The organism is Sphingobacterium sp. 1.A.4 (assembly GCF_002734245.1).
In the GTDB taxonomy this organism is placed as follows: Bacteria; Bacteroidota; Bacteroidia; order Sphingobacteriales; family Sphingobacteriaceae; genus Sphingobacterium; species Sphingobacterium tenebrionis.
In genome coordinates, this window is the sequence record NZ_PEAZ01000055.1 from 1 (window position 1) to 24200 (window position 24200).

Consider the following 24200-nt stretch of genomic DNA (forward strand, 5'->3'; position numbering starts at 1 on the left):
AATATGGACTGCACTTATCGGGATCCTGCTCTTTAAGTACATTCAGAAGAAAGCAAAGTACGACTGGAACCTCTCGAATCTGGTCAACTTTATCAGGCTGAACATATTCGTGAAAATTGATCTGTGGAAATGGGCGGATGATCCGTTCATTTCAGGAAAACCTCCCGATAAAAAAGGACAATATGTGCTCTTTTAGTAACACACATAGGATACCTTTCCAGTAATTAACCAAATTCTTCAATTGAACACAAATGGAGAAGGATTTTTTATGCCAAAAAATTTATTTAGGACAGTACTGTTTTTCTTTATTTGAGTTAAATGATTTCTTAACGTGTTGTTTAAAAAAATAGCAAAAGATTAAGTTTATCGCTCAAAAACTACATTTTTTATATTCATGACAATCAGATGAAAAAGAATCTTTTAACTTGCGCCTCGCATTTATGAAAAGAACATTAAAAAGAATCATGTATATCCTTTTGGCCATCATCGTTATCATCGTTATTGCTGTCTTCCTATTGGGCAGATCGGCGCCAATCGGAACCCTCGCCACAGGCGAGCGTTTGGAGAAAATGTCCTCGAACCCTAATTTTAAAAATGGGGTATATGAAAACCTGGAAGTAACGCCAGCTATAAAAGAAGGTGTTTCTTCCTTTGAGATGCTGCGTTCCTTTTTCTTCGGTAAAGACAAAAGAAACGTACCTAGTAAGCCATTGCCATCGATCAAGACCGACTTGAAGAATCTGGACATCAACGAGAACCTGTTGGTTTGGTTTGGGCATTCCTCTTACTTATTGCAATTGGATGGAAAAAGGATCTTGGTGGACCCGGTATTCAGTAAATATGCCTCTCCTGTTCCGTTTGGAATCAAGGCATTTCAGATGACCTATAATTATACGGCTGCTGATATGCCCGATATCGATATATTGGTCGTCACCCATGACCATTTTGACCACCTCGATTATTCCACTTTTGAGGAAATTAAAGGCAGAACCAAACAGATTGTAACGAGTCTTGGCGTGGGCGCCCATTTTGAAAAATGGGGCTATCCCTCGGATAAAATTCATGAGCTGTATTGGGGTGAAAGTTTCCAAGCAGACTCCTTAAAGTTTACGGCAGCTCCTGCCAGGCATTTTGCTGGCCGTTGGTTCAAGCGAAACACCAGCCTTTGGTCGGCCTTTGTTCTGCAAAGCCCAACCTACAAACTATTGTTGGGTGGAGATAGTGGATATGGTAAGCATTTCAAAACCATTGGTGAGGAGCATGGTCCTTTTGATCTGGTTCTTCTTGAGAATGGACAGTACAATGAATATTGGAAATACATCCATATGATGCCGGAGGAGGTGATTCAAGCAGCGGAAGATCTTCGGGCAAAAGATTTGATTCCAGTACACTCAGGGAAATTCCCATTAGCAAACCATGCCTGGGACGAACCGTTGATTAGGGTTACGAATGAAGCTAAACGAAAAAATAGACCGATATGGACACCACAGATTGGGCAGGTGGTATATCTAGGTAAAGCGAACCAATTTTCAGAATGGTGGAATAATATTGATTGAGGTTGAAAAAAATCAACCTCATTTTTTATTCTTTCTTTTTGAGAAGCATCCCATGGTCAAAACGAAGATTGTTCTTGTCAACAAATTTAACCTTTCCATTTTCGTCGATAATATCGCCGAATCCTTCTATTAAACCACTTGGAACAATTCCAAAAACTTTTTCCCAAGTTGATTCCATTCCTTCCGACATGAATCGGTATTCACCCACGATTAGGGAGTCCTTGATAACCCCTTTGAACGTCCCTACATTCTTATCCTTTTCAAATAAAGAATAAGTAAGGTCGCCTACCAAGGAATCCTTTTCTACGGCTAAAGCCAAACGAATGGTATCCCTCTTTTCTTGGTATTCGTAGGTACCCACAAAGTCTTCGAGATTGTGTTCTTGAATTTTTGGAGAATGGACTATCTCCTGTTTTTGATTTGAATTGGAATTACACGCACTCAAACCAGCTATTGTCAATGCTATAGCCAAAGCATTGCTCATTCTTTTCATCTTCTTGTGTTTCCTTCTATTAAATAAACCTTTTTAGCTTAGTAATGTTTTGGTAAAATCTATAAACTTGTGTATGCTGGGTTAAAATTAGGATAATTTTTGTTGTAACTTTACTTTTATGAATATTTTAAATCAATCATTTGATACCCCCCACGATACTGCTCCTTTTTCTAAAATCAATATAACGGATTACGTTCCTGCCTTTGATGCTGCGATTGCAGAAACCCGTCAAGAAATCGATGCTATTGTGCAATCGACGGAGGAACCTAACTTCGAAAATACGATTGCTGCACTTTCTTTTTCTGGAATGCAGCTGGATCGGATCTCCAATATATTCTTCAATCTACATTCAGCAGAAACCAATGATGAGTTGGATAAGATTGCCAATGAAGTGGCGCCCAAATTGGCTGAACTCGGAAACGACATTACGTTAAACTTTGCCTTGTTCGAAAAGATTAAACAGGTTTATGATAAAATGGATTCATTGAACCTAACGGAAGAACAAAAAACTTTGTTGACTAAAAATTACAGGGATTTTGTCCGAAACGGGGCATTATTACCAGAAGATAAAAAACAGACATTAAGGGATATTGATTCGGAATTATCTGTGCTCAAATTAAAATTTGGGGAACATGTTCTTGCGGATAATAATGCCTTCCAGATGTTGATCACTAACCCGGACGAACTGGAAGGTTTGCCGGAAGGGACCATAGAAGCTGCCAAAGAAATGGCAACAGAAGCTGGCCTAGAAGGATGGCTGTTCACATTGGATTATCCGAGTTATATCCCTTTTGTAACTTATGCAAAAAACAGGGAGCGTCGGAAAGAAATCACGTTGGCAGCAGGTAAAAAGGCATACCAGCAGAATGATAACAATAATGAGGAGATTGTCCTAAAAATTGTCAATCTACGGCATCAAAGAGCCCAACTATTGGGTTATGCATCGCATGCACATTTTGTGCTAGAAGAACGAATGGGTCAGGATCCTGTACAGGTCACTAATTTTTTGAACGATCTATTGGCAAAGGGTAAACCCGCTGCTGAAAAAGAATTTAAGGAATTGTGTGAATTTGCCAAAGAGTTGGATGGTCTTGAAAACCTGGAAAAATGGGATGGCAGCTATTATACCGAAAAATTAAAACAACAACGTTTTAACTTGGATGATGAAAAGCTAAAACCCTATTTCCAATTGGAGAAGGTGTTGGCTGGTGCCTTTGAGATTGCACATCGCCTTTATGGATTGAATTTTAATGAGGTCCATAACATCGATAAATACCATCCGGATGTGCAAACTTTTGAAGTGAAGGATGATGAAGGGGAATTGGTTGCTATTTTCTATGCTGATTTTTTCCCAAGGAAAGGAAAGCGGAATGGCGCTTGGATGACTTCCTTTAAATCCCAATACCAAAAAGCTGGAAAGGACGAGCGTCCGCATGTTTCAATTGTTTGTAATTTCACGAAACCTACAGCTAGTAAGCCTTCTTTATTGACCTTTAATGAAGTGTTGACCTTATTCCATGAGTTTGGTCATGCCCTGCATGGTATGTTGGCCAATACGGTATATCCTACCCTATCCGGCACTTCTGTATTTTGGGACTTTGTGGAACTTCCAAGCCAGATCATGGAGAATTGGTGTTATGAAGAAGAAGCCTTGAAACTGTTTGCAAAGCATTATGAAACTGGGGAAACCATTCCAATGGAATATGTGGAGAAGATCAAGGAGAGTGCTGCTTTTATGGAAGGTATGGCTACGGTACGTCAGATCAGCTTTGGTCTGTTGGATATGGGCTGGCATGGACAGGATCCATCGGCAATTCAGGATATTAAGGCTTTTGAGGTCGAAAAATTCGCCTCTACATCGCTTTATCCCGATGTTCAGGATAATGCGATGAGCCCTTCTTTCTCGCATATTTTCAATGGTGGCTACTCATCTGGATATTACAGTTATAAATGGGCGGAGGTCTTGGATGCGGATGCTTTTGATTATTTCAAACAAAAAGGGATTTTCAATAAGGAAGTAGCGGATAAATTCAAGGAAAATATCTTGAGTAAAGGTGGAACAGCTCATCCGATGAAATTGTACAAGCAGTTTAGGGGACAAGAGCCATCGGTTGATGCCTTATTAAAACGTGCAGGATTGATTTAAATGAAAGATATGCAATTGGCTATTAAAAATATGGTTTGTCCACGCTGTGTAATGGCAGTTGAACAGATCTTGAACAATTTGAACATCCCTTTCCAGGATGTGAAGATAGGATTGGTCAATCTGCAAAGGGAGTTGAGCGATAAGGAAACTGATCAATTGGATACTGCATTAGGTGCTATTGGATTTGAGGTGCTGCAAGATCGTAAAGAACGATTGTTGGAGGAGATCAAAATAGCTCTGCAGGAGTTTTTGGGGAAATCAGAAGATCAACATCTTAAAACTTCCGTTTTTTTAACTGATCGGTTTAATTTGGAATACACGTATATAAGCAGCCTTTTTTCGGAATTGGCTGGCGAAAGTATTGAAAAGTATTTGATTAAGCTGAAGATCGAGAAGGTAAAAGAATTTCTTCAGTATGATATGTCCTTATCGGAAATTGCTACGAAATTGAATTATAGCAGTGTGGCGCATTTGAGCAGCCAATTTAAGAAGGTTACTGGGATGACCCCTTCGGAGTATAAAAAGGCAGTTTAATTTTGCTATCCTAATCGGATCATAAATAAAAAAGTCGAACAATCTGTTCTCATGGAGATGCAGATTGTTCGACTTCGTTTTTTATGGAAAATAACCTATTTCAGGTTATCTCTATAAACTGTAGCTTTTTTAACTTCTGTTTGGATATCCTTACGAGAAGCATCTAAACTCAATACTTTTTGATAATCAGCGATAGCTGCGTTGTAAGCATCAGTAGCTGTTTTCTTGTTGTAATTAGCAGTTCCTGCAGTACCTGTCAATACTCCTAAATCACGGTTTGCAATCGCTCTATTCTGATACAGGTTTTTCTCACTTGGTTTCAATGCAATCGCTTTTGAATAATCTGAAACCGCAGATTTCAACAATGATTCACGATCTGCTGCAGATACTTTCGCTTCACGATTTACCGCTAAGTTATTATTCGCTTTTGCTCTGTAATAATAAGCCGATGAATGTTTCGCATCCAAAGCAATCGCTTTTGAAAAGTTAGTGTTAGCTTTCTTATAATCACCCAATTGGTAATACGAAAGACCTAACAAATGAAAAACATTTGCATCATCTGCTGAAGTAGTTGTTGCTTTTTCAAAATGCGTCACCGCAGATTTGAAATCATTTGCATTGATTGCTTTTTCTCCTGCAGCCACATTCGCATCTGTATGTTTCTGTGTTTGTGCCTGAGCACCCATAGTTGCTAAAGCAATCGCAACAGCAGCCAATCCTAATCTCATCGTTTTCATCTTTGTATTAATAAATCTTAAATTCATGTCCAATTATATAAATGTTTCCAATTAATTTCTATTCTCCCGTTATAGAGTAAAAATCTGTTAAATAGTTTAAGTAGTCAATCAATAATTATAAACATTTCCACATTTCGTCCTGCTTATCCTAAAAACTGGAATTAATCCAGCAAATGACAAAAGAAGAGGCCTAAACTGACGTTTTAACAGCAATACCATTTTAATAGCATAAATAGTACCAAAATAAAACCTTGGCATTGCACTTGCAATACTTGGGTACATCAAATTAGAAATGAATAATAGGTCGGCTTACTGACAACTTGTCGGCTGTATGATATAACGCTTATGAGCAAAAATGATCCATTCAACTTCACCCAATCCATGCCCATCATCAACGAGGAAACCGAATTCTTCCCTTTGTTGACCCAGCAAGATGAAGATGAATTGAGGAATGCTGAAATACCAGAATCCTTACCCATATTACCTTTAAGAAATACAGTGCTTTTTCCAGGTGTGGTTATTCCCATTACCGTTGGAAGGGACAAATCCATCAAATTGATCAAGGATGCCTATAAGGGTGATCGTACAATCGCGGTGGTTTCGCAAAAAGATATGAATGTGGAAGATCCTACTTTCGATCAGTTGAACAAAGTAGGAACTGTAGCCCATATCATCAAGATCCTTCAGATGCCTGATGGTAACACCACAGTCATCATCCAAGGTAAACAACGTGTGAAACTTAAGGAATTGATCCAATCAGAACCTTATCTGATCGCGACCGTAGAGAAATTCCCTGAGGAAAAACCTAAGACAAAATCGAAAGAGTTCAAAGCTTTGATATCTTCGGTTAAAGAATTGGCACTTCAGATCATCCAGCTTTCTCCAAACCTTCCAAGTGAAGCGGGGATAGCAATCAAAAATATTGAGAGTCCTACTTTCCTGGTCAATTTCATCTCTTCGAACCTTTCTTTGGAGCTAGAGCAGAAACAGGATCTTTTGGAAACCCGCGACTTTGTAAAACGCACGCAGCAATTGCTGGAGCACCTGACCACCGAAATCCAAATGTTGGAGCTGAAAAACCAGATCCAGAATAAAGTACGGGTGGATCTGGATAAACAGCAACGTGATTATTTCCTAAGTCAGCAATTGAAAACCATTCAGGAAGAATTGGGTGGAAGTACGCCTGACCTAGAATTGGAGGAGCTTAAGAAAAGAGCTAAATCTAAGAAATGGCCAGAGGAAGTTGCTAAACATTTCCAGAAAGAATTGGAAAAACTAGCAAGGATAAATCCTGCTGCTGCAGATTATTCAGTACAGCTGAATTACTTGGAGTTAATGCTAGATCTTCCTTGGGGAGAATACAGCAAAGACAATTTCGACCTGCATCGTGGAGAAAGGATCTTGGATAAGGATCACTATGGATTAGAAAAGGTAAAACAACGTATCATTGAATATTTGGCGGTATTAAAGCTAAAGAATGATATGAAAGCTCCGATCTTATGCTTAGTAGGCCCTCCGGGGGTTGGTAAAACTTCCCTTGGTAAATCCATAGCTAAAGCATTGGGCAGAAAATATACCCGAATGGCATTGGGTGGTATTCGGGATGAAGCGGAGATCCGTGGACACCGTAAAACCTATATTGGAGCTATGCCAGGTAGGATTATCCAATCCTTGAAGAAAGCAGGAACATCTAATCCAGTATTTGTATTGGACGAGATCGATAAGATAGGTTCTGATTTTAAAGGAGATCCTTCTTCAGCTCTTCTTGAGGTATTGGATCCAGAACAGAACACCCATTTTTACGATCATTATGTAGAAATGGAATATGATCTATCCAAGGTGATGTTCATAGCAACGGCAAATTCACTGAGTGGTATTCAGCCGGCTCTGTTGGACCGTATGGAAATCATCGAAGTGAATGGGTATACCATTGAGGAAAAGATCGAGATTGCGAAAAAACACCTGTTGCCGAAGCAAAGGGAAATGCATGGGATTCAGGCCAAGGATATTTCGTTGAAACCAAAGATGATCGAAAAAATCATCGAGGAGTATACGCGTGAATCCGGTGTTCGTGGTTTAGAAAAGAAAATCGGATCGGTGGTGCGCGGAATTGCGACCCGAATCGTGATGGAAAAGCCTTATGATCGTAATTTGAATGCAGAACTGATCGAAGAGATTTTAGGCGCGCCTATATTTGATAAAGATCTTTATGAGAACAACGATACAGCAGGTGTGGTTACTGGCTTAGCTTGGACCTCTGTTGGAGGAGATATCTTATTTATCGAATCCAGCCTAAGTCCAGGGAAAGGCAAACTTTCTTTAACAGGGAATTTAGGGGAGGTAATGAAGGAATCCGCCTTGATAGCCATGGCTTATTTACGTTCGCATGCTGATGAATTCGGCATTGACTATAAAGTTTTTGACCAATGGGATGTGAATGTGCATGTACCTGCAGGTGCAACACCTAAGGATGGTCCTTCAGCAGGTATCACCATGTTGACGGCGCTGGCTTCCTTATTTACACAGCGTAAGGTGAAACAAAAGTTAGCCATGACGGGAGAAATTACCTTGAGAGGGAAAGTTTTACCTGTTGGGGGTATCAAAGAGAAAATCCTTGCCGCAAAGCGAGCCAACATCAAGGAAATTATTCTTTGTAAAGCCAATCAGAAGGATATCCAAGAGATCAAGGAAGATTATGTTAAAGACCTTACCTTCCATTATGTAACGGAGATGAGGGAAGTGATTCAACTTGCTTTATTGAGTAGTAAGGTAAAAAATCCGAAAGATTTAATTCGAGAATAATTACAATAAAAATTTTAAAAAAAGTGAGCTGGTTCAAACCATTGCTCACTTTTTTTATTTAACTTAGATTTAAACAAAGTAAAACACTAACCTATAACAGACTAACAGAACCTGAAATTGCCCACCCACTATTTATAGTAATAAATAATCATTCCACTTAAAACTGGGTGCTTCTCCCATAGAAAACCCAGTTTTTACATTTAATATTCCCTTAATAATTTATAAGCCGTATTTTTGCGCTGATGACAGTATCGGACAAACAGGTTCAATTCATTAAACGAGCGGTCAGCTCTGCCCTTTTGATTTATATCATTCGATGCTTAATTGGATTTGCAATTGGGTATTTACTATACCTAAAGTTTAAACAATTCGAAGTTTTCTGGGCCTTATTATCGATCATCCTGGTGATATCTCCCGAAGAAAAGGATTCCAAGAGATTATCCATCGAACGTTTTAAATCCAATTTTGTGGGCTCCATTGTAGCGATGGGTTGTGTTTGGCTCATGCCCAAATCAGTTTATACCATCATGGTGGGGATAGTGATCACGATTATCTTCTGTCGAATATTTAAGATCATGAACATGGCGAGGGTAGCCATCGTCGCATTGTTGATCATCATGATCGAGCCGCATCATACCCAATTGACCTTCACCCCTATCTATCGTGCATTAGCGACAGGATTGGGCTGTTTCATAGGCTTGGCCATTGTGATCATCACTTCAGGAATCATCCATTATTTAAAAGAAAAATACCATATCCAACAAAATCCGAACAGCAATGATTGAACTATATACTGATGGCGCTTCAAGTGGTAACCCCGGACCAGGTGGTTATGGAACCATATTAAGAGCAGTTTATCAAGGTGCAAACCCAGAATTTCAAGGAAAACTTTTGGAAAAGGAATTTTATGGAGGATTTCGTAGAACAACCAACAACCGAATGGAACTTCTGGCGGTCATCGTTGGCTTGGAAGCATTAAAAAACCTGAACCAAACAGTCACTATTTTTTCAGATTCCAAATATGTGATCGATGCCATTGATAAGCGTTGGGTATACGGCTGGATGCAGAAAGGATTCCAGGGCAAGAAAAACAAGGATCTTTGGTTAAGGCTGATGAATCTATACAAGCATCACCAGATCAAATTGGTATGGGTAAAGGGGCATGCCGGACATCCGCTGAATGAACGGTGTGATCAATTGGCGGTTAAAGCATCCAAGGACAAGGCAAATTGGAAAATTGACTCTGTTTTTGAAATGGAAGAACAGAAAGGTTTGGACATTTAATCTTGTCTGATCATATTCCAGACCTTTGGAAGGTAGTTAATCAAATCGCCAGCGATCATGCCTTCTTCACTTAATTCCGCGCTAGCAAGATCTCCGGCCAGACCATGTGCATAAACACCTATCAAAGCCGCTTCTAAAGCGGTGTAGCCCTGTGCTCTTAAACCCGCTAAAATTCCCGTGAGCACATCTCCAGTTCCACCCGTGGCCATTCCAGGATTTCCACTGCTATTAAAATACACAGTCCCTTCACTATTGATGACGGCCGTATTTGCTCCTTTGATAAGCAATACAACCTTATGTGCAATAGCAAAATCTACCGCCTTCATTAACTTATCTTCATCAGAATCCCATTCGCCGATCAAGCGTTTCAATTCTTTGGGATGAGGTGATAAAATACTATTCTCAGGCAAATGACCCAACCAATGTGGATTTAGAGCCAATAGGTTCAATGCATCAGCATCCAATACCAAAGCCTGATCTTTATCCAGAGATTGCAGGAACAAACCTAACCCCCTTTCTGTTTCTTCGGAGGTCCCCATTCCGATACCGACGGCAATGGCTTGGTAGGACTGTGGGAGCTGAAAATCACGAAGGTTTTCTTCTCCGGAGTCCATTATGACCATGGATTCTGGATGGCTTATCTGCAGGATCTGATGGCCGCATGTAGGGGTGAGATTACTGACCAAACCGCATCCGGTTCTCAGTGCTGCACGGCTAGCAAGTATCACTGCTCCAATTTTTCCAAGACTTCCTCCAATAATACAGGCATGTCCATAAATCCCTTTATGAGAGAATTTGGATCTATTTTTCAGCAATTTCCTGATGTCTTCCTTTTCTAGGTAGTAGTAGTTGCTGCTTAAATCTTCTAAGGATGCTTGGTCTGATTGGATGGGAATCAAAGTAAAATCCGGGACGAAACGCCCATTTTGCGGCATGAAAAAAGAAAGTTTGGGAAGCTCAAAGCTATAGACCCAATCTGCTTCCACAACAATTGGATCTTCTTCCATTGGGAAATCAACCGGCAATCCCGATGGCATATCGATAGAAAGGACAGTACCTTCAAAATCATTGATCTGTTGGATGATATATTTCCAGGAATGATCCAGGCCTTTGTTTAGACCAAAACCAAACAGGCAATCGATAAGATAGGTAAATGTGTTTAGGACTAGGTGTTCATTTAGAGTAACCTTTTGGAATTCATCCAAAAGGTTTTGGTTCTCTTGATTATCCGCTGAATAGTCTACTGATTCCAATAGAAATACCTGTACCTTAATTCCTACTCCGTGCATCATCCTTGCCATTGCCAATCCATCGCCCCCATTATTACCTTTTCCACAGAGGATACTAACTTCCGCTTGAAGAATATCCGGATAATCATGGATTATTGCTTGAAAAGCAGCAAAGGCAGCCCGTTCCATCAATTCCCATGAACTGATTTCTTGATTATGGATAGTGGCCTGATCAAGTTGTTTTAAAGCAGATGTAGAAAGAATTTTTTTCATGATTAAGGTTCTGGCTCAATGGATCAAAAATACGAGCTTTTATGGGGAAAGAAAAAAGAGAGGTTGAACCTCTCTTTTTTTAGTAGTCAATTTCAATAAGCGATCTCAAAGGAATCAGAATTCCATTTTTGATCTGGATATATCGATCGGTTAACGACCAGACAGTAGTCTCAATGCGTTTTGGTCCATCCTCCGTATTAAAAACAATAGAAGTCTTCGACTTAAACTCATTACCTAATCGCAAGGCATTCTGCAATTTACTCATGAATGGTGCGCTGTTGTCGATTTCGGCGGGGATAAATCTAAATTTATCGACGTCTTCTTTTTGTATCAATGTTCCAATCATTATTATTTATGTTTATTAAGGTTAACGTTAATTTAGCCATTTAAATATATTTAGACAAGATTTTAAAGCAGAATATTAAATTAGTTACATTCGCATTATAATAAAAATAATTATGGGAATTTTCGAAAAGAAGAATTGGATGAACTTTACCCAATGCTATTCCAATGGGCAGGTAAAGTTTAGTGAATTGAATAACCTTTTACAATTAGCGGCAAGTGAACACGCGGAGGAAATTGGCTTTGGATACAGGGAGATGCTGAAGATCAAGCAGTCTTGGGTATTGAGCAGGATGTTGATCGAAGTGGATGCCTTGCCGAGATATATGGAGAAAATTACCATCCGTACCTGGATACAGGAATTTACTGGAACCAGGTCTTTAAGGAATTTTGAGGTGATCCAGCATGATAAGGTGTTGGTTAGGGCATCCAGTTTATGGGTAGTATTCAATATGGCTACCAGAAGAGCTGATCATATCGCTATTAAGACGGATTATGATCATGTATTAGGGGATAGGTATAGTACTAGGGAGCAGGTCGCGAAAATAGATGGAAATATTGATTTTGAGAAGATTGCGGAGCATCAAATTAAATTATCGGATCTGGATATTGTGAATCATGCGAATAATGTGAAGTATATGGAATGGTGTTTTGATGCAATGAATCCGAAAGAGGTTCTGGATGGATCGATCAAATCGTTGGAAATGAATTTTTTGAAGGAGTTGAAGTTTGGGGAGGTTGTGGATATTAATAAAAGTGAAGAGAAAGATGGTTATACGACCTTTAATATCGAAAAGGATGGTAGAATTCATTTTTTAATGAAGGTGGGTAGAAAAAGAATTTAAACGTCATTGCGAGGCCAAACGTCATTGCGAGGAACGAAGCAATCTTCCCACATGTCATGCTGAGCGGAGTCGAAGCATCTGTTCGTTAGTAACCGTACAGATCCTTCAACTACGCTCAGGATGACAATAAGACTACGCTCAGGATGACAAAAAGACTCCGCTCAGGATGAGAAAGTTCAAAGATTGCTTCCTCGTACCTCCTCGCAATGACGGAAAAACCTCCTCGGAATGACGTATGGCCTCGCAAAGACGGTGTAAAAGGCTTATCGCTTTACCAAAAACCTTTCCTTATAAAGCCCAGGCCTTATCCCCTTTTTTATAAGGATAAGCTCCATCATATTTTCCAGGGATCTTCACAAAGCGTAAAGCCTGCTTCATGCCTACCTCCGAAGTAAAGAAACCAGTTAAGGTCAATTGCTTCATCATCGTAAAGAAATGATTAGCTTCCTCTTCCTTCTTATTCTTTTGGTACTCTTTTGCCTCTTTATCCCACTTATCAACAAATTTCAGCTTTTCATCCGCAGTCAATTCATTGAAACCTTTTTTGAACTCATCCTGCGCACGTTTATCCACTCCGTTAAAGCCATCTAAAAATGCCTTTTGATCCTTCTCGTCGTAACAGTCACGGATCATTACTGGAATGAAATCACCAACGCCCGCTTCCTTAGCTCCAGGTGTGGATGTCTTGGGTAGAATAGCCTCCGCCAACTCACCTAAAAATGCAGGTGAATCACCTTCGAACAATGCCGCAACATCTTTAGATGCAGGTCTAGAACAGCCCTCCAAAAACAATTTGGAGCCGATCACCGTTCCGCCGACAATAAAAGCTACGCGTCTTAATGCTTCTCTTCTATTCATCATCTCTTTAAAATTATAAAGTATATTTAACTTCCCAACCTTGAGGGTACTCACGTTTCACAAACTGATTAACAATATCAAAATTCGTCACTTTCATATTATCGTTATCCCATAACAACTTCAAGTTACGTCCAGGATATCTACCATCAATTCTTAGATCAGCACCACGAATAGCAAGGTTAGCCATCAATAAAGCCTCGGTCAATGGACCTGAAATCTCAAATGGAGCAGAAACTTCTTTCTTACCATATCCAGCGATACAAGCATCCACCCATTGTGCATAGTGTCCACCAGATTGTCCCGGTACACGTGCATATTTCTGTGCTACTTGTTCTGTTCTGGATGTTGGTAACAAACGAGCCTTATCACCATAGGTATCCGCAAGGATCTTTCCTTTCGTACCGACCATCAAGATACCATTTCCACCATCACCAAAGATTTCGTTTGCACCCAATTCCTCCGGGCGAGCAGGTTGAATACCACCATCCATCCAGTGTAAAGTAACCGGTCCAGCTGTTTTAGCCGTTTTCGGGAAAGTCATGGTCGCATGGCTCGAAGGTGGCGCACTTTCAGGGAAGTATCCGCGTTTGAACTCATCCACATATACCGAACCTACAGATGCCTGTACATCCTGCACATACGTTAAGCCCAATACCGAGAATGGAACTTCCAATAAGTGACATCCCATATCGCCCAATGCACCTGTTCCGTAATCCCACCAGCCACGCCAGTTGAATGGAACCAATTTATCTACGAAATCCTTTTTAGGAGCAGTTCCTAACCAAAGATCCCAAGCCAATTCCTTCGGAATCTCCGCCTTTTGGGATGGCCAAGCAATACCTTGAGGCCATACCGGACGGTCAGTCCAACAGTAAACTGTATGCACATCACCGATCAAACCAGCTTCGTACCATTCTTTGACCAATCGAGGGCCATCATTTGATGAGCCTTGGTTACCCATTTGGGTTACTACTTTATATTTTTTGGCTGCATGTGTCAATACACGTGCTTCCCAAACATCATGTGCCAATGGCTTTTGAACATATACGTGCTTACCCAATTGCATAGCAGGTAAAGCATGTAAAGCATGGTTATGGTCTGGACCAGAAACAGAAACCGCATCAATGTGTTTGTGTTCCTTATCCAACATCGTACGGAAGTCCTTATAATATTTCGCTTTCGGGAAACGTTTTACAGAATTTGCAGCACGACGGTCATCCACATCACATAGATAAGCGATGTCAGCCTTTCCACTTTTATAGAATTCGTTGATATCACTCTCCCCTTTTCCACCTACACCAATACCTGCAACCAGCAATTTATCACTTGGTGCTGTAAATCCAGTACCGCCCAAAACATGTCTTGGGACAATGCTGATTCCAGCAGCAGCAATCGCTGTGTTCTTTAGGAACGTTCTTCTAGAATTTGAATTACTCATATTTTACGGTTTAGTTGTTTATAGATTTCCTTTTTTAAGCTCACTGACAGCAAAATCAACAGCTCTTGCCGTCAATGCCATATAGGTCAATGAAGGGTTCACACATCCTGCTGAAGTCATGGAAGCACCATCCGTAACGAATACGTTTTTAGCATCCCAAACCTGGTTGTTACCATTCAGAACAGATGTTTTTGGATCACGACCCATACGGGCAGTTCCCATTTCATGGATACCCATACCGAAGTTGTAACCACTATCGTAGGTATACACATCCTTCACACCAATGGATTCCAACATTTCCTTCATTTCTTCGGTCATGTCTTTACGCATCTTGTGCTCATTGTCCTTGATCTCCATGTCCATCGATAAGACAGGTAAGCCCCATTTATCCTTCACGGTTTTATCCAAGAAGATCCGGTTTTCATGGTACGGAAGGATCTCACCAAAGGCGGTAAAACCAACCCCCCAGTTTCCTGGCTCACACATCGCATCTTTCCAAGCACCACCAACAGCCATCTCCGCAATCTCACCCGACCAGCGGCCACGGCTTCCCGATCCTTGGTATCCAAATCCACGCACATAATCACGCTTTTTGGTATCTCCAGGAACATTCACAAAACGCGGAACATATAATCCTGTAGGTCTTCTTCCGAAGGTATATTTATCTTCAAAGCCGTCTACCTTTCCTCCTGCTCCCAAACGGAAATGGTGGTCCATCGCATTGTGGCCCAATTCGCCCGAGCTACTTCCCAATCCACCTTCCCAAACATCGGTTGCCGAGTTCATCAATACCCAAGTGGAATTGAAAGCCGATGCACAAACGAAAATAACCTTGGCATAGAACTCATAGGTTTTATTTGTTTCCGCATCCACAATCTCTACCCCTTTTGCTTTTTGGGTATCCTTATCGTAAATGATCTTGGTCACGATGGAAAAAGGACGTAAGGTCAAGTTTCCTGTTTTCATGGCTGGTGGCAAAGTCGAAGACTGCGTACTGAAGTATCCTCCGAAGTTACATCCCAACCAACATTGGTTCTGGTACTGACAATTGATACGCCCGGTATGTGGTTTCGTAATATTCGCGGTACGCCCCATGATAAAGTGGCGATTACCACCATATTGCTTTTTAAGGCGTTCTGCAAGATCCTTTTCCACCACATTGAATTCCATAGCGGGTTGGAAATCGCCATCCGGCAATACATCCAAACCATCACGGTTTCCAGAAATACCAGCCCACTTTTCAGCATAACTGTACCAAGGTGCAATATCAGCATAACGGATTGGCCAATCTACGCCATGTCCATCCTTTAAATTCGCTTCAAAATCCAGATCCCCAAAACGGTAAGACTGGCGGCCCCACATTAAAGAACGACCACCTACATGGTATCCGCGGAACCAATCGAATCTTTTCACTTCGGTGTATGGACTTTCCTTCTCATTCACCCAAAAATCAAGATTCTTTTCATTCAATGGATAATCACGCTTAAGGACAGGATAATCCTCTTCCATCTGCTTGGTCCTTCCGCCACGGTGTGGGTATTCCCAAGTGTCCTTATTTGCATGATAATCCTTTACATGTTCAACGTTTCTTCCACGTTCTAACATGATTGTTTTCAGACCCTTTTCAGTTAATTCTTTGGCAGCCCAACCGCCACTGATTCCAGATCCAATAACAATAGCATCATATACATTATTCTCTACCATTATTGTTTAGTTTTATATAGTTTCAGATTGATTTTTCACGGTTTCTTTCTTGAAGAAGATCAAGAAGATAACGAATACCACAAATGCAATTACCGCTGGAACGATCCATAATTGGTTCCAGAATTGTGGAAGATCAGTGGCTTTCAGATCAACATACATATCACTTACATAACCCGCAACCCAGAATCCGATCAATTGACCAACCCCATAGGTTGCCAAAGTGATCAATCCTTGCGCCGCACTCTTATATTCTTTTCCTGCTTTCGAATCGGTATAGATCTGTCCGGATACAAAGAAGAAATCATAACAGATACCGTGCAGGGCAATACCTAACAACAACATAAAGGTAAGCTCACCTGCATCACCAAATGCGAACAACAGATAACGCAATACCCAACAAAGCATACCCAATAAGATGGTATTCTTAAATCCAAATCGGGTAAAGAACACCGGCAATAACAAGAGACATAAAGCCTCGGATATCTGTCCGATGGTCATCTTTCCTGTAGCATTCTCCAAGCCGATTTCCGTAAGGAATGGGTTGGCATATTGATAATAGAATGCTAATGGAATACAGATTAGAATAGAACAAACAAAAAATATAAAGAAGTTTCTATCTTTCAATAATTTGATGGCATCAAAACCCAGCATTTTACTGATGCTCTCCTTGCCTTGACCAGCCTCCACTTTTGCAGGTGGGGTCTTAGGCAGGATAAAACTGAACAGACCTAAGATTAAGGAGGCAACAGCAGCCATCAGAAACGTATTTTTTAATAAACCTTCTTGAATTCCAGCTTCTGAATCCCATTTAAACAAGTAGGAAATAGATAATCCAGCCACGATCCAACCGATGGTTCCAAACATCCGGATAACGGAGAATTCCTTTTCAGGATTCTTCATCTGTCGGAAGGAAATGGAATTGACCAAGGAAAGTGTCGGCATATAGAGGATCATATAGCCCAATACATACGGGAAAAAGTTGGCAATGGAGTCGCTGTTATATAATTGCCACATTAAAAAAGCGCCTATCAGGTGTAGAATACCCAAAATGCGCTCAGCATTAAAATAACGATCGGCAATCATACCGATGATGAATGGTGCAATGATCGCTCCCCAAGATTGGGTAGAGAACACATTGGATATTTCCAATCCAGATGCTTTAAGGGTATTTCCCAAGAAAGTACCCAACGTTACAAACCATGATCCCCAGATGAAAAACTCCAAGAACATCATGAAGGACAATTTAAACTTTATAGATGAAGTCATTATTTAAGGTTTATTAAAAAAGTAACTAATTAAAGATAGCGATATAAAATCAATATCAAAATTTAATAACGAATTTGTTTCAATACTAAAACCCTTTAGCATTAGAAGGAGTCTACCTCTCTGTAGGCTTTCACAAGGGCAGTTTCGCCTTCTTTCCCGCCTTTGGACATGCCATGTTCCATGCCCACAATTCCTTTGTAACCTTTTTCATACAACCATTTGAACACATTTTTATAGTTGATCTCGCCGGTAGTTGGTTCTTTTCGGCCTGGGTTGTCCCCTACCTGTATGTACGCGATCTCACTCCAACAAAGGTTCATCAGATTGATCAAATTCCCTTCGTTCTTCTGTTGATGATAAGCATCGTAAAGGATTTTACAGGATGGGCTGTCCACCGCTTTACAGATTTCATAAGTTTGATCCGTAAAACGCAGGAAAAGGTCTGGGGTATCGCTAAGAGGTTCTAAGACCATCGTAATGCCATGTGGTTCAAATATTTCAGCTCCACGCTTCAATCCTTCGATCACATTGGCCGTTTGTACTCCCAGAGGTAGGTTCCTAGCGTAATCACCTGGTACCACGGTCACCCATTTGGCATTACAGCGTTTGGCAATCTCCACCGAATCACGACATCCCTTCAAGAAAACATCAATATGTTCATGTTTTCCCGCGGCTAAGGTATTCGCACCATTTCCGCCCTTAGGGACCACAAAAACACCCATACGCATGCCTAATTTCGCCAACAGATCACCAGCTTTTTTCTGGTCCTCCACCGAACGACCCGGCATCCCATTATCCTCGATGCTACGGAAGCCCAATTCGTGCATATACTTGATTTCATCTAAGAAATTTTTTCCTGCAGTAGCGCTGAACATGCCCTGATGTGGAGCATAATCCAATTTAAAAGGTTGATTGGCTGACGTCATGGTTTGAGTTGATGTAGTTGATTCGTTCGCTGCTAATTTACTTGACAATAATGATCCGCCCACTAATAGTGATCCATTTTTCAAAAAGTCTGATCGTTTCATGTAAGGTTTAGTTTATAATTTTTTTCTTATTAATCGGTTATAAGATAGCTCTTAAATCCAGAAGAAAAGGCTTCTTTTACTTGCCCGGCCTCTTCGTAGATTAAATAAATATCCATTTTATTTTTTTTATTCGCAAATGCAATAGCATCGGAAGGTTTCATGGCCATGAAAACATTATCATAAGCATCGGCATCCATCGCATTTTCAGCAATCACCGTCACGGAAATAATATTCGATTGCAGTGGATAACCTGTTTTAGGATCCATATGGTGGGAAAAACGATACTTGTCTACCGTTCGGTATTTTTCATAGCTCCCAGAAGTGGTGATGGCTTTATCCTGGAGATTGATCACATAATCAGGAACAGCGCTGGCCTGTTCTGGTCGAGCAACCAATACGCGGTAGGATGAACCGTCTGGCTTCTTTCCGAAAGTCCTAATCTCCCCGCCTACCTCGATGATAAAACTGCTGATCTTATTGCCCTTCAAGAAATCGTAAAGTACATCAACGGTATATCCTTGGGCAATTCCATTCAGGTCGATTTCAACACCTGGCAGCTTTTTAATCAATGTATTCCCTCTCCTTTTCAGCTTGTCCAGCCCAACCACCTGAAGCGTTTGTTGAACCAAAGTGCTGTCCGGAAGACCATCCTGTTTCTTCGTTCCAAAACCCCACAAAGCAACCAAAGGCTTAACCGTTATGTCAAACCGCCCCTTGGATTCCTTATTGATTTTGAATGATTTTTTAATGACCTGAAGCATGTGCTTGTCCATGTCGATCTTGCTGCTGGAAGCAAGATTAAAGCTGGATATCTTGGAATCCTGCTGATAAAGGGACATGGAAGCATCGATCACCCGGAAAATACTGTCGATCGATTCCACCTTCACCCGTGCTGCATCGGCATAATAGCTGATCGTATAGGTTGTACCCTGCGCCTTACCAAAAAGTTCAAAACGCTCTAAATCAGAAATTGGTTGTTGGCCATACGCCGAACAACCAATTACCATCAATAGGATCGAACCTAAAATCCTCAACACTATTAAATATATTTTTCCACGTTGATACCAGGTACCGCTACTGGATAAAGACCATCCGCATTCGGAACAATCTTCGGCTGCGCATCAAATGAATATTGTGCCGGCATGATATCGATATTGGATTGCATTGCCTCATCCCATTTGATTACCTTTCCGGTATAACAAGCAATACGACCAATAATACCTGTTAAAGTACTGTATGCGCCATACTCTGCATTATCAAATTTATATTCTCCGTTGGCAATAGCAGCAAATAACTCTTTATGCTCTTGTTGGTAGGCATTCGGATTGCCTTTAGGATCATGACGATAGATTTCCTTTCCTTGCGCATCCCAAAGGACAGCTTGGTTTCCTGCAGAAAGGTAAACTCGCCCTTTTGTTGCCTGGAAGGTCTCATCCACTCGGTTGGAAATTCCCTCGAAGTGTCTACACTGACTGTAAACCACGGCGCCATCATCATAGGTCATTTCAATCGAGAAATTATCATAGATCTCTCCATAATCCTTTCCATCACGATGGGCCCTGCTTCCTGTTCCCTGGATGGAAACCGGATATTTTCCTTTGATCCAGTTGGCAATATCGATATTGTGAACATGCTGTTCTACAATATGATCTCCACACAACCAGTTGAAATAATACCAGTTACGCATCTGGTATTCCATCTCTGTTTGTCCAGGTTTGCGTGGTCTTACCCATACACCACCTGAATTCCAATATACTTGCCCCGACACCACATCGCCAATAGCGCCATCCTGAATGCGTTTGATCGCTTCCCGATAGTTTGTTTGGTAACGGCGTTGAAGTCCAACAACTAGGTTCAATTTCTTCGCTTTCGCTTCTTTGGCAGCTTCCAACACCTTACGGATACCTGGGATATCAGTAGCAACAGGTTTTTCCATGAAAACATGTTTTCCTGCTTTTACAGCTGCAGCAAAATGGTCCGGACGGAATCCCGGAGGAGTCGTCAAGATTACCACATCGGCATCTTTGATGGCGGCTTTATAGCCATCAAAGCCTACATATTTGCGGCTATCCGGAACATTGATCTTGTCCCCAAATTTCTCTACTAAGGTTTTATGAGTAGCATCCAAGTTGTCCTTGAAGGCATCTGCCATCGCTACCAACTGGATATTTTGGCCTGAATTGAAAGCATCAAATGTTGCGCCTGTCCCGCGACCTCCACAACCAATTAATGCTACTTTGATCACATCGCTTCCCGCAGCGAACACTTGTCCCACAGAACTTGCAGTTAAAACTGTTGCGCCTGCCAGTGCTGAAGATGATTTTATAAAATCTCTACGTTTTAAACTTTCCATTTAAGGTTTAAATTGAGTTAATGAAATATATTAGGTTGATTAAAAATCCTTGATTGGAGCCTTATCGTAATAAGCCATAATCTCCTCATGGCTAGGCTGCTTAACAGGTCTTACCAAACGCATCCCTACAAATGGCGCCTCTGGGAACCACCAATTCGATTTTGGGATCTGAGGATCCAACTGCTTCCAGAAAGGATCTGAAAAGTGACGGGCAGCAGACCGGAGATCAACCGCTTCACTTTCATAAGAACCGCCGCGAACGGAATGTGCGTATAAAGTAGTTGGCACATTCACCGGATTATCCGCAACTTTCCCTTCAAATTGCTTATAATAATCTTCTTGATATTGATCATAGGTCCATTCGCCTACATTGCCATAGATATCGAATAGTCCCCATGGATTTGCCTTCTTCTGTCCTACTTTCGCAGTTTTGCCGCCACTGTTGTCTTTGTATACGGCAAATTCACCTAACTTGCTGGCATCATCGCCAAAGAAATAGGCCGTTTTACTTCCTGCTCTCGCAGCATACTCCCATTCCGCTTCTGTTGGAAGACGATAGAATACCCCTGTCCTAACGTAAAGCCATTTACAGAATTGAATAGCATTATAATGAGTCATCGCCAAGGCTGGTTGTCCATCCTTGCCATAGCCAAAGGTCATATCCAAATACGGTTTGGTCGGTCTGGTCACTGCATCTACGTTGGCAGGTACTTTTCCACCATCCGATTTGGTAACTTCGTAATCTTTATATAAAAATGGTTCGAAAATATTCCAGGTAACTTCATAGGTACCCATCCAGAATGGGTCAATTTTTACTTTGTGAACAGGCATTTCGTCAGCTTTAGCTGATGTTGCACTCCCCATTTCAAATTCACCGCCAGGGATGGCTTCCATCGTGAACTCCAGACTAGTTCCATTGATTTTTTGTGTGAAACGCTCATGTTTAGTTTGAGCCTGAGAAATCTGCATTCCTGCCAATAAGGCAAAGAATAGTACTTTTTTCATAAACTGTAATGAATAATCCTTAAAATAAAAAATGACTAAGTCTAGCTTGATTAAATTGCAATAAAGATAAGTAATATCGCATAATTATTGATAACAATTCGGTTACAGTAAGAAAGAATTCAAAATTTGATACCAAAAATAGGTGCTTAGCAAACTAATTGGGATACTCAAGCCGATCACACTGTTGCCTAATTTAGCATTCAATTTGAATTGGTTGATCACGATACTGGTAGCTACCAAACTCGGCATCGCCATTTCAAAAATAGAGATGCTGATGATCTCCCCTTTTGCCGACAAGGCCATGGCCAGCCCAAAGACAATAGCTGGTGCAAGGAGCAATTTATAGATTAGGGCATAACAGATCTGGGGGACCTCACTTTTTTGTATGGCAAAGTTCAATTGAAGCCCGATGGAAAATAGGGCAACGGGAGATACTGTAGATGCTAAAACAGAAAAGAAGTCATCCAAGGGACTGATATCGATCAATTTGGGAATGGTCAAAGCCAACAAACAGCCGATCAGCGGTGGGAAGGTTAAGACACGTTTTAAAATAAATGCTGCCCCCACTTTCTTCTTAGGCTTGAGCGCCCCTTTTGTGGCCAGTATGATTCCAATGGTCGACAAGAGAAAAAAGGTCATCTGGTCACTGACGATGCCGATGGGTAAACCCTCTACCCCAAAATAGGCCGTGATTAATGGAAAGCCAACAAAGGAGGTGTTACTAAGCCCTCCCACCAACATCAGGGTATGGCTAGACCGCTTTGACAATTGAAGTTGCCTGCTCAGCAAATAGAAAAATCCAACACTGCCTAACAACACAATTAATGGACATAACATAGTAAACAACAAGTTATTATCCCATTTCAGATGAGGTAAAAATCGAAATGACAAGGCTGGTAGACCAAAATAGAGCACCCAGGCATTCAACGCCTTAAATCCATCCTTGGCCACCCAATTCATCCGCCTACTGAGCACGCCAGCAGCCAAACAAAATATGATGAGTATAAAATTGGACACAGCCAAAGTTATTACTATTTTTGGGCTCTTTATCATTAACTGTTATTGTTTTACTACGTGAGGCTATTTTTCTTATTCCTATCATCATTCCTAATCCCCTCTTTTCTTTTTGCTCAAGTAGAGGAAATCAAAGAAAAAATTGTAAAAAGCCCGTTGGTATTGGAATTTGAGATGGAGAACGGTGGGATATTGCAGCAAAAAGGATTAAAAAACACCACCTATGAGGGGGCATATTATAATGGTTTGAACCTTAAAGTAGGTTTTAAATCAAGGGCAAAAAGAGATCAATATTATCAGGTATATAATTATCCGATCTACGGTATAGGAATTTATTCCAGCACTTTCAACTCTCCTATTATCGGAAGTCCCTATGCGATTTATGGTTTTGTACAAACACCTATCTATCCGAAGGAAAACAGCAAATGGAGCTATGACTATCGTTTGGGGTTGGGGCTTTCCGGAAATTTTAAACCTTATAACGCACAGGAAAATCCTCTGAATCTGGTTATTGGATCGAAGAACAATGTGTTTATTGATTTGGGGATACGGGCGCAATACCGCTTGACAGACCATTTAAAAGTGGGAGCTGGATTGGCATTTCATCACTTTTCAAATGGGGCACTTGCACTGCCCAATAAAGGCGTGAATTTGATACCTGCTACGGTATCGGTTAATTATCAATTTAATCCGGATGTGAAGATCCATAGGGATTCTGTTCTTGAGCCTTTCAGCAAGAAAATCTATTATCATTTGAATTATGGGGTTGGTTTTAAGCAACTGCGGGATGATTTGGATCATCGTTTTTTCAAAACGACCTTGAGTGGGTATGCGAGTAGGTTTGTTTCCTATAAGTGGCGATTGGGTGCCGGTGTGGATCTCTTTTATTCTTCGTCTGGAAATGATGAAGAGATTGCTGGGGATAAGTCGGGGGAATTAGCTTCCAAGTTGTCGGGCGGGCCTTCGTTTTATGTGGCGCATGTTTTGAATGAACGATTGGTGTTGAATGGAAATGTTGGATATTATATTCACAACCAACGATTTAATGGGGAGATCAAGAAGTTTTTCTTGAGGGCTGGCGCGAGGTATTATGTGTATAAGAATTTAAATGCGGGGGTTTCTATTAAGGCGCATATGGGAAAAGCAGACTTTATAGAATGGACTGTGGGGTATACGTTTAATAGGGATTATAAGTAGGATTGAGTGAGGGGTCCGCGTCATTGCGAGGAGGTCGGTCCGTCATTGCGAGGAGGTACGACGAAGCAATCTTTCTTTCCACTTGTCATGCTGAGC

The 24200-nt window shown here is 41.0% G+C and carries 21 protein-coding genes and 1 pseudogene; 9 read left to right on the forward strand and 13 right to left on the reverse strand.

Annotated features, from left to right (window positions below):
- Positions 1-196, forward strand: a pseudogene (locus CRJ00_RS18795) (IS4 family transposase); the annotation flags it as partial.
- Positions 197-440: 244 nt separating this feature from the next.
- Positions 441-1556, forward strand: coding sequence for an MBL fold metallo-hydrolase (locus CRJ00_RS09260; protein ID WP_218962202.1), 1116 nt, complete (start codon positions 441-443; stop codon positions 1554-1556).
- 25 nt (positions 1557-1581) lie between these two features.
- Here CRJ00_RS09260 and CRJ00_RS09265 read toward each other — a convergent pair whose 3' ends face one another.
- Entirely contained in the window at positions 1582-2049 is a 468-nt protein-coding gene (locus CRJ00_RS09265; protein ID WP_099366598.1) for a hypothetical protein, read from the reverse strand.
- Between the two features lie 118 nt (positions 2050-2167).
- Between CRJ00_RS09265 and CRJ00_RS09270 the strand changes: the two genes are divergently transcribed.
- A complete protein-coding gene (locus tag CRJ00_RS09270) occupies positions 2168-4195 on the forward strand; it encodes a M3 family metallopeptidase (RefSeq protein ID WP_099366599.1) in 2028 nt (675 codons plus the stop codon).
- A 51-nt stretch (positions 4196-4246) separates the two neighbouring features.
- A complete protein-coding gene (locus CRJ00_RS09275) occupies positions 4247-4729 on the forward strand; it encodes a helix-turn-helix domain-containing protein (RefSeq protein ID WP_257213729.1) in 483 nt (160 codons plus the stop codon).
- 95 nt (positions 4730-4824) lie between these two features.
- Here the strand turns inward: CRJ00_RS09275 and CRJ00_RS09280 are convergent, their stop codons facing one another.
- Complete coding sequence (locus CRJ00_RS09280; protein ID WP_245153300.1) at positions 4825-5466, reverse strand: tetratricopeptide repeat protein; 642 nt, start codon at positions 5464-5466, stop codon at positions 4825-4827.
- Positions 5467-5811: 345 nt separating this feature from the next.
- Here CRJ00_RS09280 and lon point away from each other — a divergent pair, with 345 nt between their 5' ends.
- The 3 genes from lon to rnhA all read left to right on the forward strand — a co-directional run bounded on the left by lon (position 5812) and on the right by rnhA (position 9552).
- Positions 5812-8268 (forward strand): endopeptidase La, encoded by a 2457-nt coding sequence (gene lon, locus CRJ00_RS09285; protein WP_099366601.1) that lies wholly within the window; start codon positions 5812-5814, stop codon positions 8266-8268.
- A gap of 242 nt (positions 8269-8510) precedes the next feature.
- Positions 8511-9053 (forward strand): FUSC family protein, encoded by a 543-nt coding sequence (locus CRJ00_RS09290; protein ID WP_099366602.1) that lies wholly within the window; start codon positions 8511-8513, stop codon positions 9051-9053.
- On the forward strand, positions 9046-9552 hold the full coding sequence (gene rnhA, locus CRJ00_RS09295) for a ribonuclease HI (RefSeq protein WP_099366603.1): 507 nt from the start codon (positions 9046-9048) through the stop codon (positions 9550-9552). Before CRJ00_RS09290 ends, rnhA begins: the two co-directional genes overlap by 8 nt.
- Here the strand turns inward: rnhA and CRJ00_RS09300 are convergent.
- Together CRJ00_RS09300 and CRJ00_RS09305 are read right to left on the reverse strand one after the other, a co-directional pair.
- On the reverse strand, positions 9549-11054 hold the full coding sequence (locus tag CRJ00_RS09300) for an NAD(P)H-hydrate dehydratase (RefSeq protein ID WP_099366604.1): 1506 nt from the start codon (positions 11052-11054) through the stop codon (positions 9549-9551). The genes rnhA and CRJ00_RS09300 overlap by 4 nt on opposite strands.
- Before the next feature lie 79 nt (positions 11055-11133).
- On the reverse strand, positions 11134-11400 hold the full coding sequence (locus CRJ00_RS09305) for a hypothetical protein (protein WP_180268466.1): 267 nt from the start codon (positions 11398-11400) through the stop codon (positions 11134-11136).
- Between the two features lie 112 nt (positions 11401-11512).
- Between CRJ00_RS09305 and CRJ00_RS09310 the strand changes: the two genes are divergently transcribed.
- Complete coding sequence (locus CRJ00_RS09310; protein ID WP_099366606.1) at positions 11513-12241, forward strand: acyl-[acyl-carrier-protein] thioesterase; 729 nt, start codon at positions 11513-11515, stop codon at positions 12239-12241.
- 288 nt (positions 12242-12529) lie between these two features.
- On the opposite strand, the gene CRJ00_RS09315 is transcribed toward CRJ00_RS09310, so the two are convergent.
- The 9 genes from CRJ00_RS09315 to CRJ00_RS09355 all read right to left on the reverse strand — a co-directional run bounded on the left by CRJ00_RS09315 (position 12530) and on the right by CRJ00_RS09355 (position 22910).
- Positions 12530-13102 carry a gluconate 2-dehydrogenase subunit 3 family protein gene (locus tag CRJ00_RS09315; protein ID WP_245153301.1) on the reverse strand — a complete coding sequence of 191 codons (573 nt, stop codon included), beginning with the start codon at positions 13100-13102 and terminating at the stop codon, positions 12530-12532.
- A gap of 10 nt (positions 13103-13112) precedes the next feature.
- Entirely contained in the window at positions 13113-14537 is a 1425-nt protein-coding gene (locus CRJ00_RS09320; RefSeq protein ID WP_099366608.1) for a Gfo/Idh/MocA family protein, read from the reverse strand.
- Positions 14538-14555: 18 nt separating this feature from the next.
- Positions 14556-16241 carry a GMC oxidoreductase gene (locus CRJ00_RS09325; RefSeq protein ID WP_099366609.1) on the reverse strand — a complete coding sequence of 562 codons (1686 nt, stop codon included), beginning with the start codon at positions 16239-16241 and terminating at the stop codon, positions 14556-14558.
- A gap of 12 nt (positions 16242-16253) precedes the next feature.
- Positions 16254-17507, reverse strand: a complete 1254-nt coding sequence (locus tag CRJ00_RS09330) for a nucleoside permease (protein WP_099366610.1) — start codon at positions 17505-17507, stop codon at positions 16254-16256.
- 101 nt (positions 17508-17608) lie between these two features.
- Positions 17609-18535 (reverse strand): hydroxypyruvate isomerase family protein, encoded by a 927-nt coding sequence (locus CRJ00_RS09335; RefSeq protein ID WP_099366611.1) that lies wholly within the window; start codon positions 18533-18535, stop codon positions 17609-17611.
- A 29-nt stretch (positions 18536-18564) separates the two neighbouring features.
- Positions 18565-19572 (reverse strand): FAD:protein FMN transferase, encoded by a 1008-nt coding sequence (locus tag CRJ00_RS09340; RefSeq protein ID WP_099366612.1) that lies wholly within the window; start codon positions 19570-19572, stop codon positions 18565-18567.
- A 2-nt stretch (positions 19573-19574) separates the two neighbouring features.
- Positions 19575-20888 carry a Gfo/Idh/MocA family protein gene (locus CRJ00_RS09345; protein ID WP_099366613.1) on the reverse strand — a complete coding sequence of 438 codons (1314 nt, stop codon included), beginning with the start codon at positions 20886-20888 and terminating at the stop codon, positions 19575-19577.
- A gap of 39 nt (positions 20889-20927) precedes the next feature.
- Complete coding sequence (locus CRJ00_RS09350; RefSeq protein WP_099366614.1) at positions 20928-21893, reverse strand: formylglycine-generating enzyme family protein; 966 nt, start codon at positions 21891-21893, stop codon at positions 20928-20930.
- A gap of 102 nt (positions 21894-21995) precedes the next feature.
- Positions 21996-22910 (reverse strand): AEC family transporter, encoded by a 915-nt coding sequence (locus CRJ00_RS09355; protein ID WP_180268467.1) that lies wholly within the window; start codon positions 22908-22910, stop codon positions 21996-21998.
- A gap of 159 nt (positions 22911-23069) precedes the next feature.
- On the opposite strand from CRJ00_RS09355, the gene CRJ00_RS09360 reads away from it, so the two are divergent.
- A complete protein-coding gene (locus CRJ00_RS09360; RefSeq protein ID WP_257213730.1) occupies positions 23070-24104 on the forward strand; it encodes an acyloxyacyl hydrolase in 1035 nt (344 codons plus the stop codon).
- Positions 24105-24200 lie beyond the last annotated feature (96 nt).

Bases quoted from the DNA above. Each gene is read 5' to 3' on its own strand.
- CRJ00_RS09290 (WP_099366602.1), top strand. From the start codon at position 8,511: ATGACAGTATCGGACAAACAGGTTCAATTCATTAAACGAGCGGTCAGC.
- CRJ00_RS09350 (WP_099366614.1), bottom strand. From the start codon at position 21,893: ATGAAAAAAGTACTATTCTTTGCCTTATTGGCAGGAATGCAGATTTCT.
- CRJ00_RS09280 (WP_245153300.1), bottom strand. From the start codon at position 5,466: ATGAAAACGATGAGATTAGGATTGGCTGCTGTTGCGATTGCTTTAGCA.
- CRJ00_RS09305 (WP_180268466.1), bottom strand. From the start codon at position 11,400: ATGATTGGAACATTGATACAAAAAGAAGACGTCGATAAATTTAGATTT.
- CRJ00_RS09315 (WP_245153301.1), bottom strand. From the start codon at position 13,102: ATGATGAATAGAAGAGAAGCATTAAGACGCGTAGCTTTTATTGTCGGC.
- CRJ00_RS09330 (WP_099366610.1), bottom strand. From the start codon at position 17,507: ATGACTTCATCTATAAAGTTTAAATTGTCCTTCATGATGTTCTTGGAG.
- CRJ00_RS09325 (WP_099366609.1), bottom strand. From the start codon at position 16,241: ATGGTAGAGAATAATGTATATGATGCTATTGTTATTGGATCTGGAATC.
- CRJ00_RS09265 (WP_099366598.1), bottom strand. From the start codon at position 2,049: ATGAAAAGAATGAGCAATGCTTTGGCTATAGCATTGACAATAGCTGGT.
- lon (WP_099366601.1), top strand. From the start codon at position 5,812: ATGAGCAAAAATGATCCATTCAACTTCACCCAATCCATGCCCATCATC.
- CRJ00_RS09275 (WP_257213729.1), top strand. From the start codon at position 4,247: ATGGCAGTTGAACAGATCTTGAACAATTTGAACATCCCTTTCCAGGAT.
- rnhA (WP_099366603.1), top strand. From the start codon at position 9,046: ATGATTGAACTATATACTGATGGCGCTTCAAGTGGTAACCCCGGACCA.
- CRJ00_RS09300 (WP_099366604.1), bottom strand. From the start codon at position 11,054: ATGAAAAAAATTCTTTCTACATCTGCTTTAAAACAACTTGATCAGGCC.
- CRJ00_RS09270 (WP_099366599.1), top strand. From the start codon at position 2,168: ATGAATATTTTAAATCAATCATTTGATACCCCCCACGATACTGCTCCT.
- CRJ00_RS09260 (WP_218962202.1), top strand. From the start codon at position 441: ATGAAAAGAACATTAAAAAGAATCATGTATATCCTTTTGGCCATCATC.
- CRJ00_RS09320 (WP_099366608.1), bottom strand. From the start codon at position 14,537: ATGAGTAATTCAAATTCTAGAAGAACGTTCCTAAAGAACACAGCGATT.
- CRJ00_RS09310 (WP_099366606.1), top strand. From the start codon at position 11,513: ATGGGAATTTTCGAAAAGAAGAATTGGATGAACTTTACCCAATGCTAT.
- CRJ00_RS09335 (WP_099366611.1), bottom strand. From the start codon at position 18,535: ATGAAACGATCAGACTTTTTGAAAAATGGATCACTATTAGTGGGCGGA.
- CRJ00_RS09345 (WP_099366613.1), bottom strand. From the start codon at position 20,888: ATGGAAAGTTTAAAACGTAGAGATTTTATAAAATCATCTTCAGCACTG.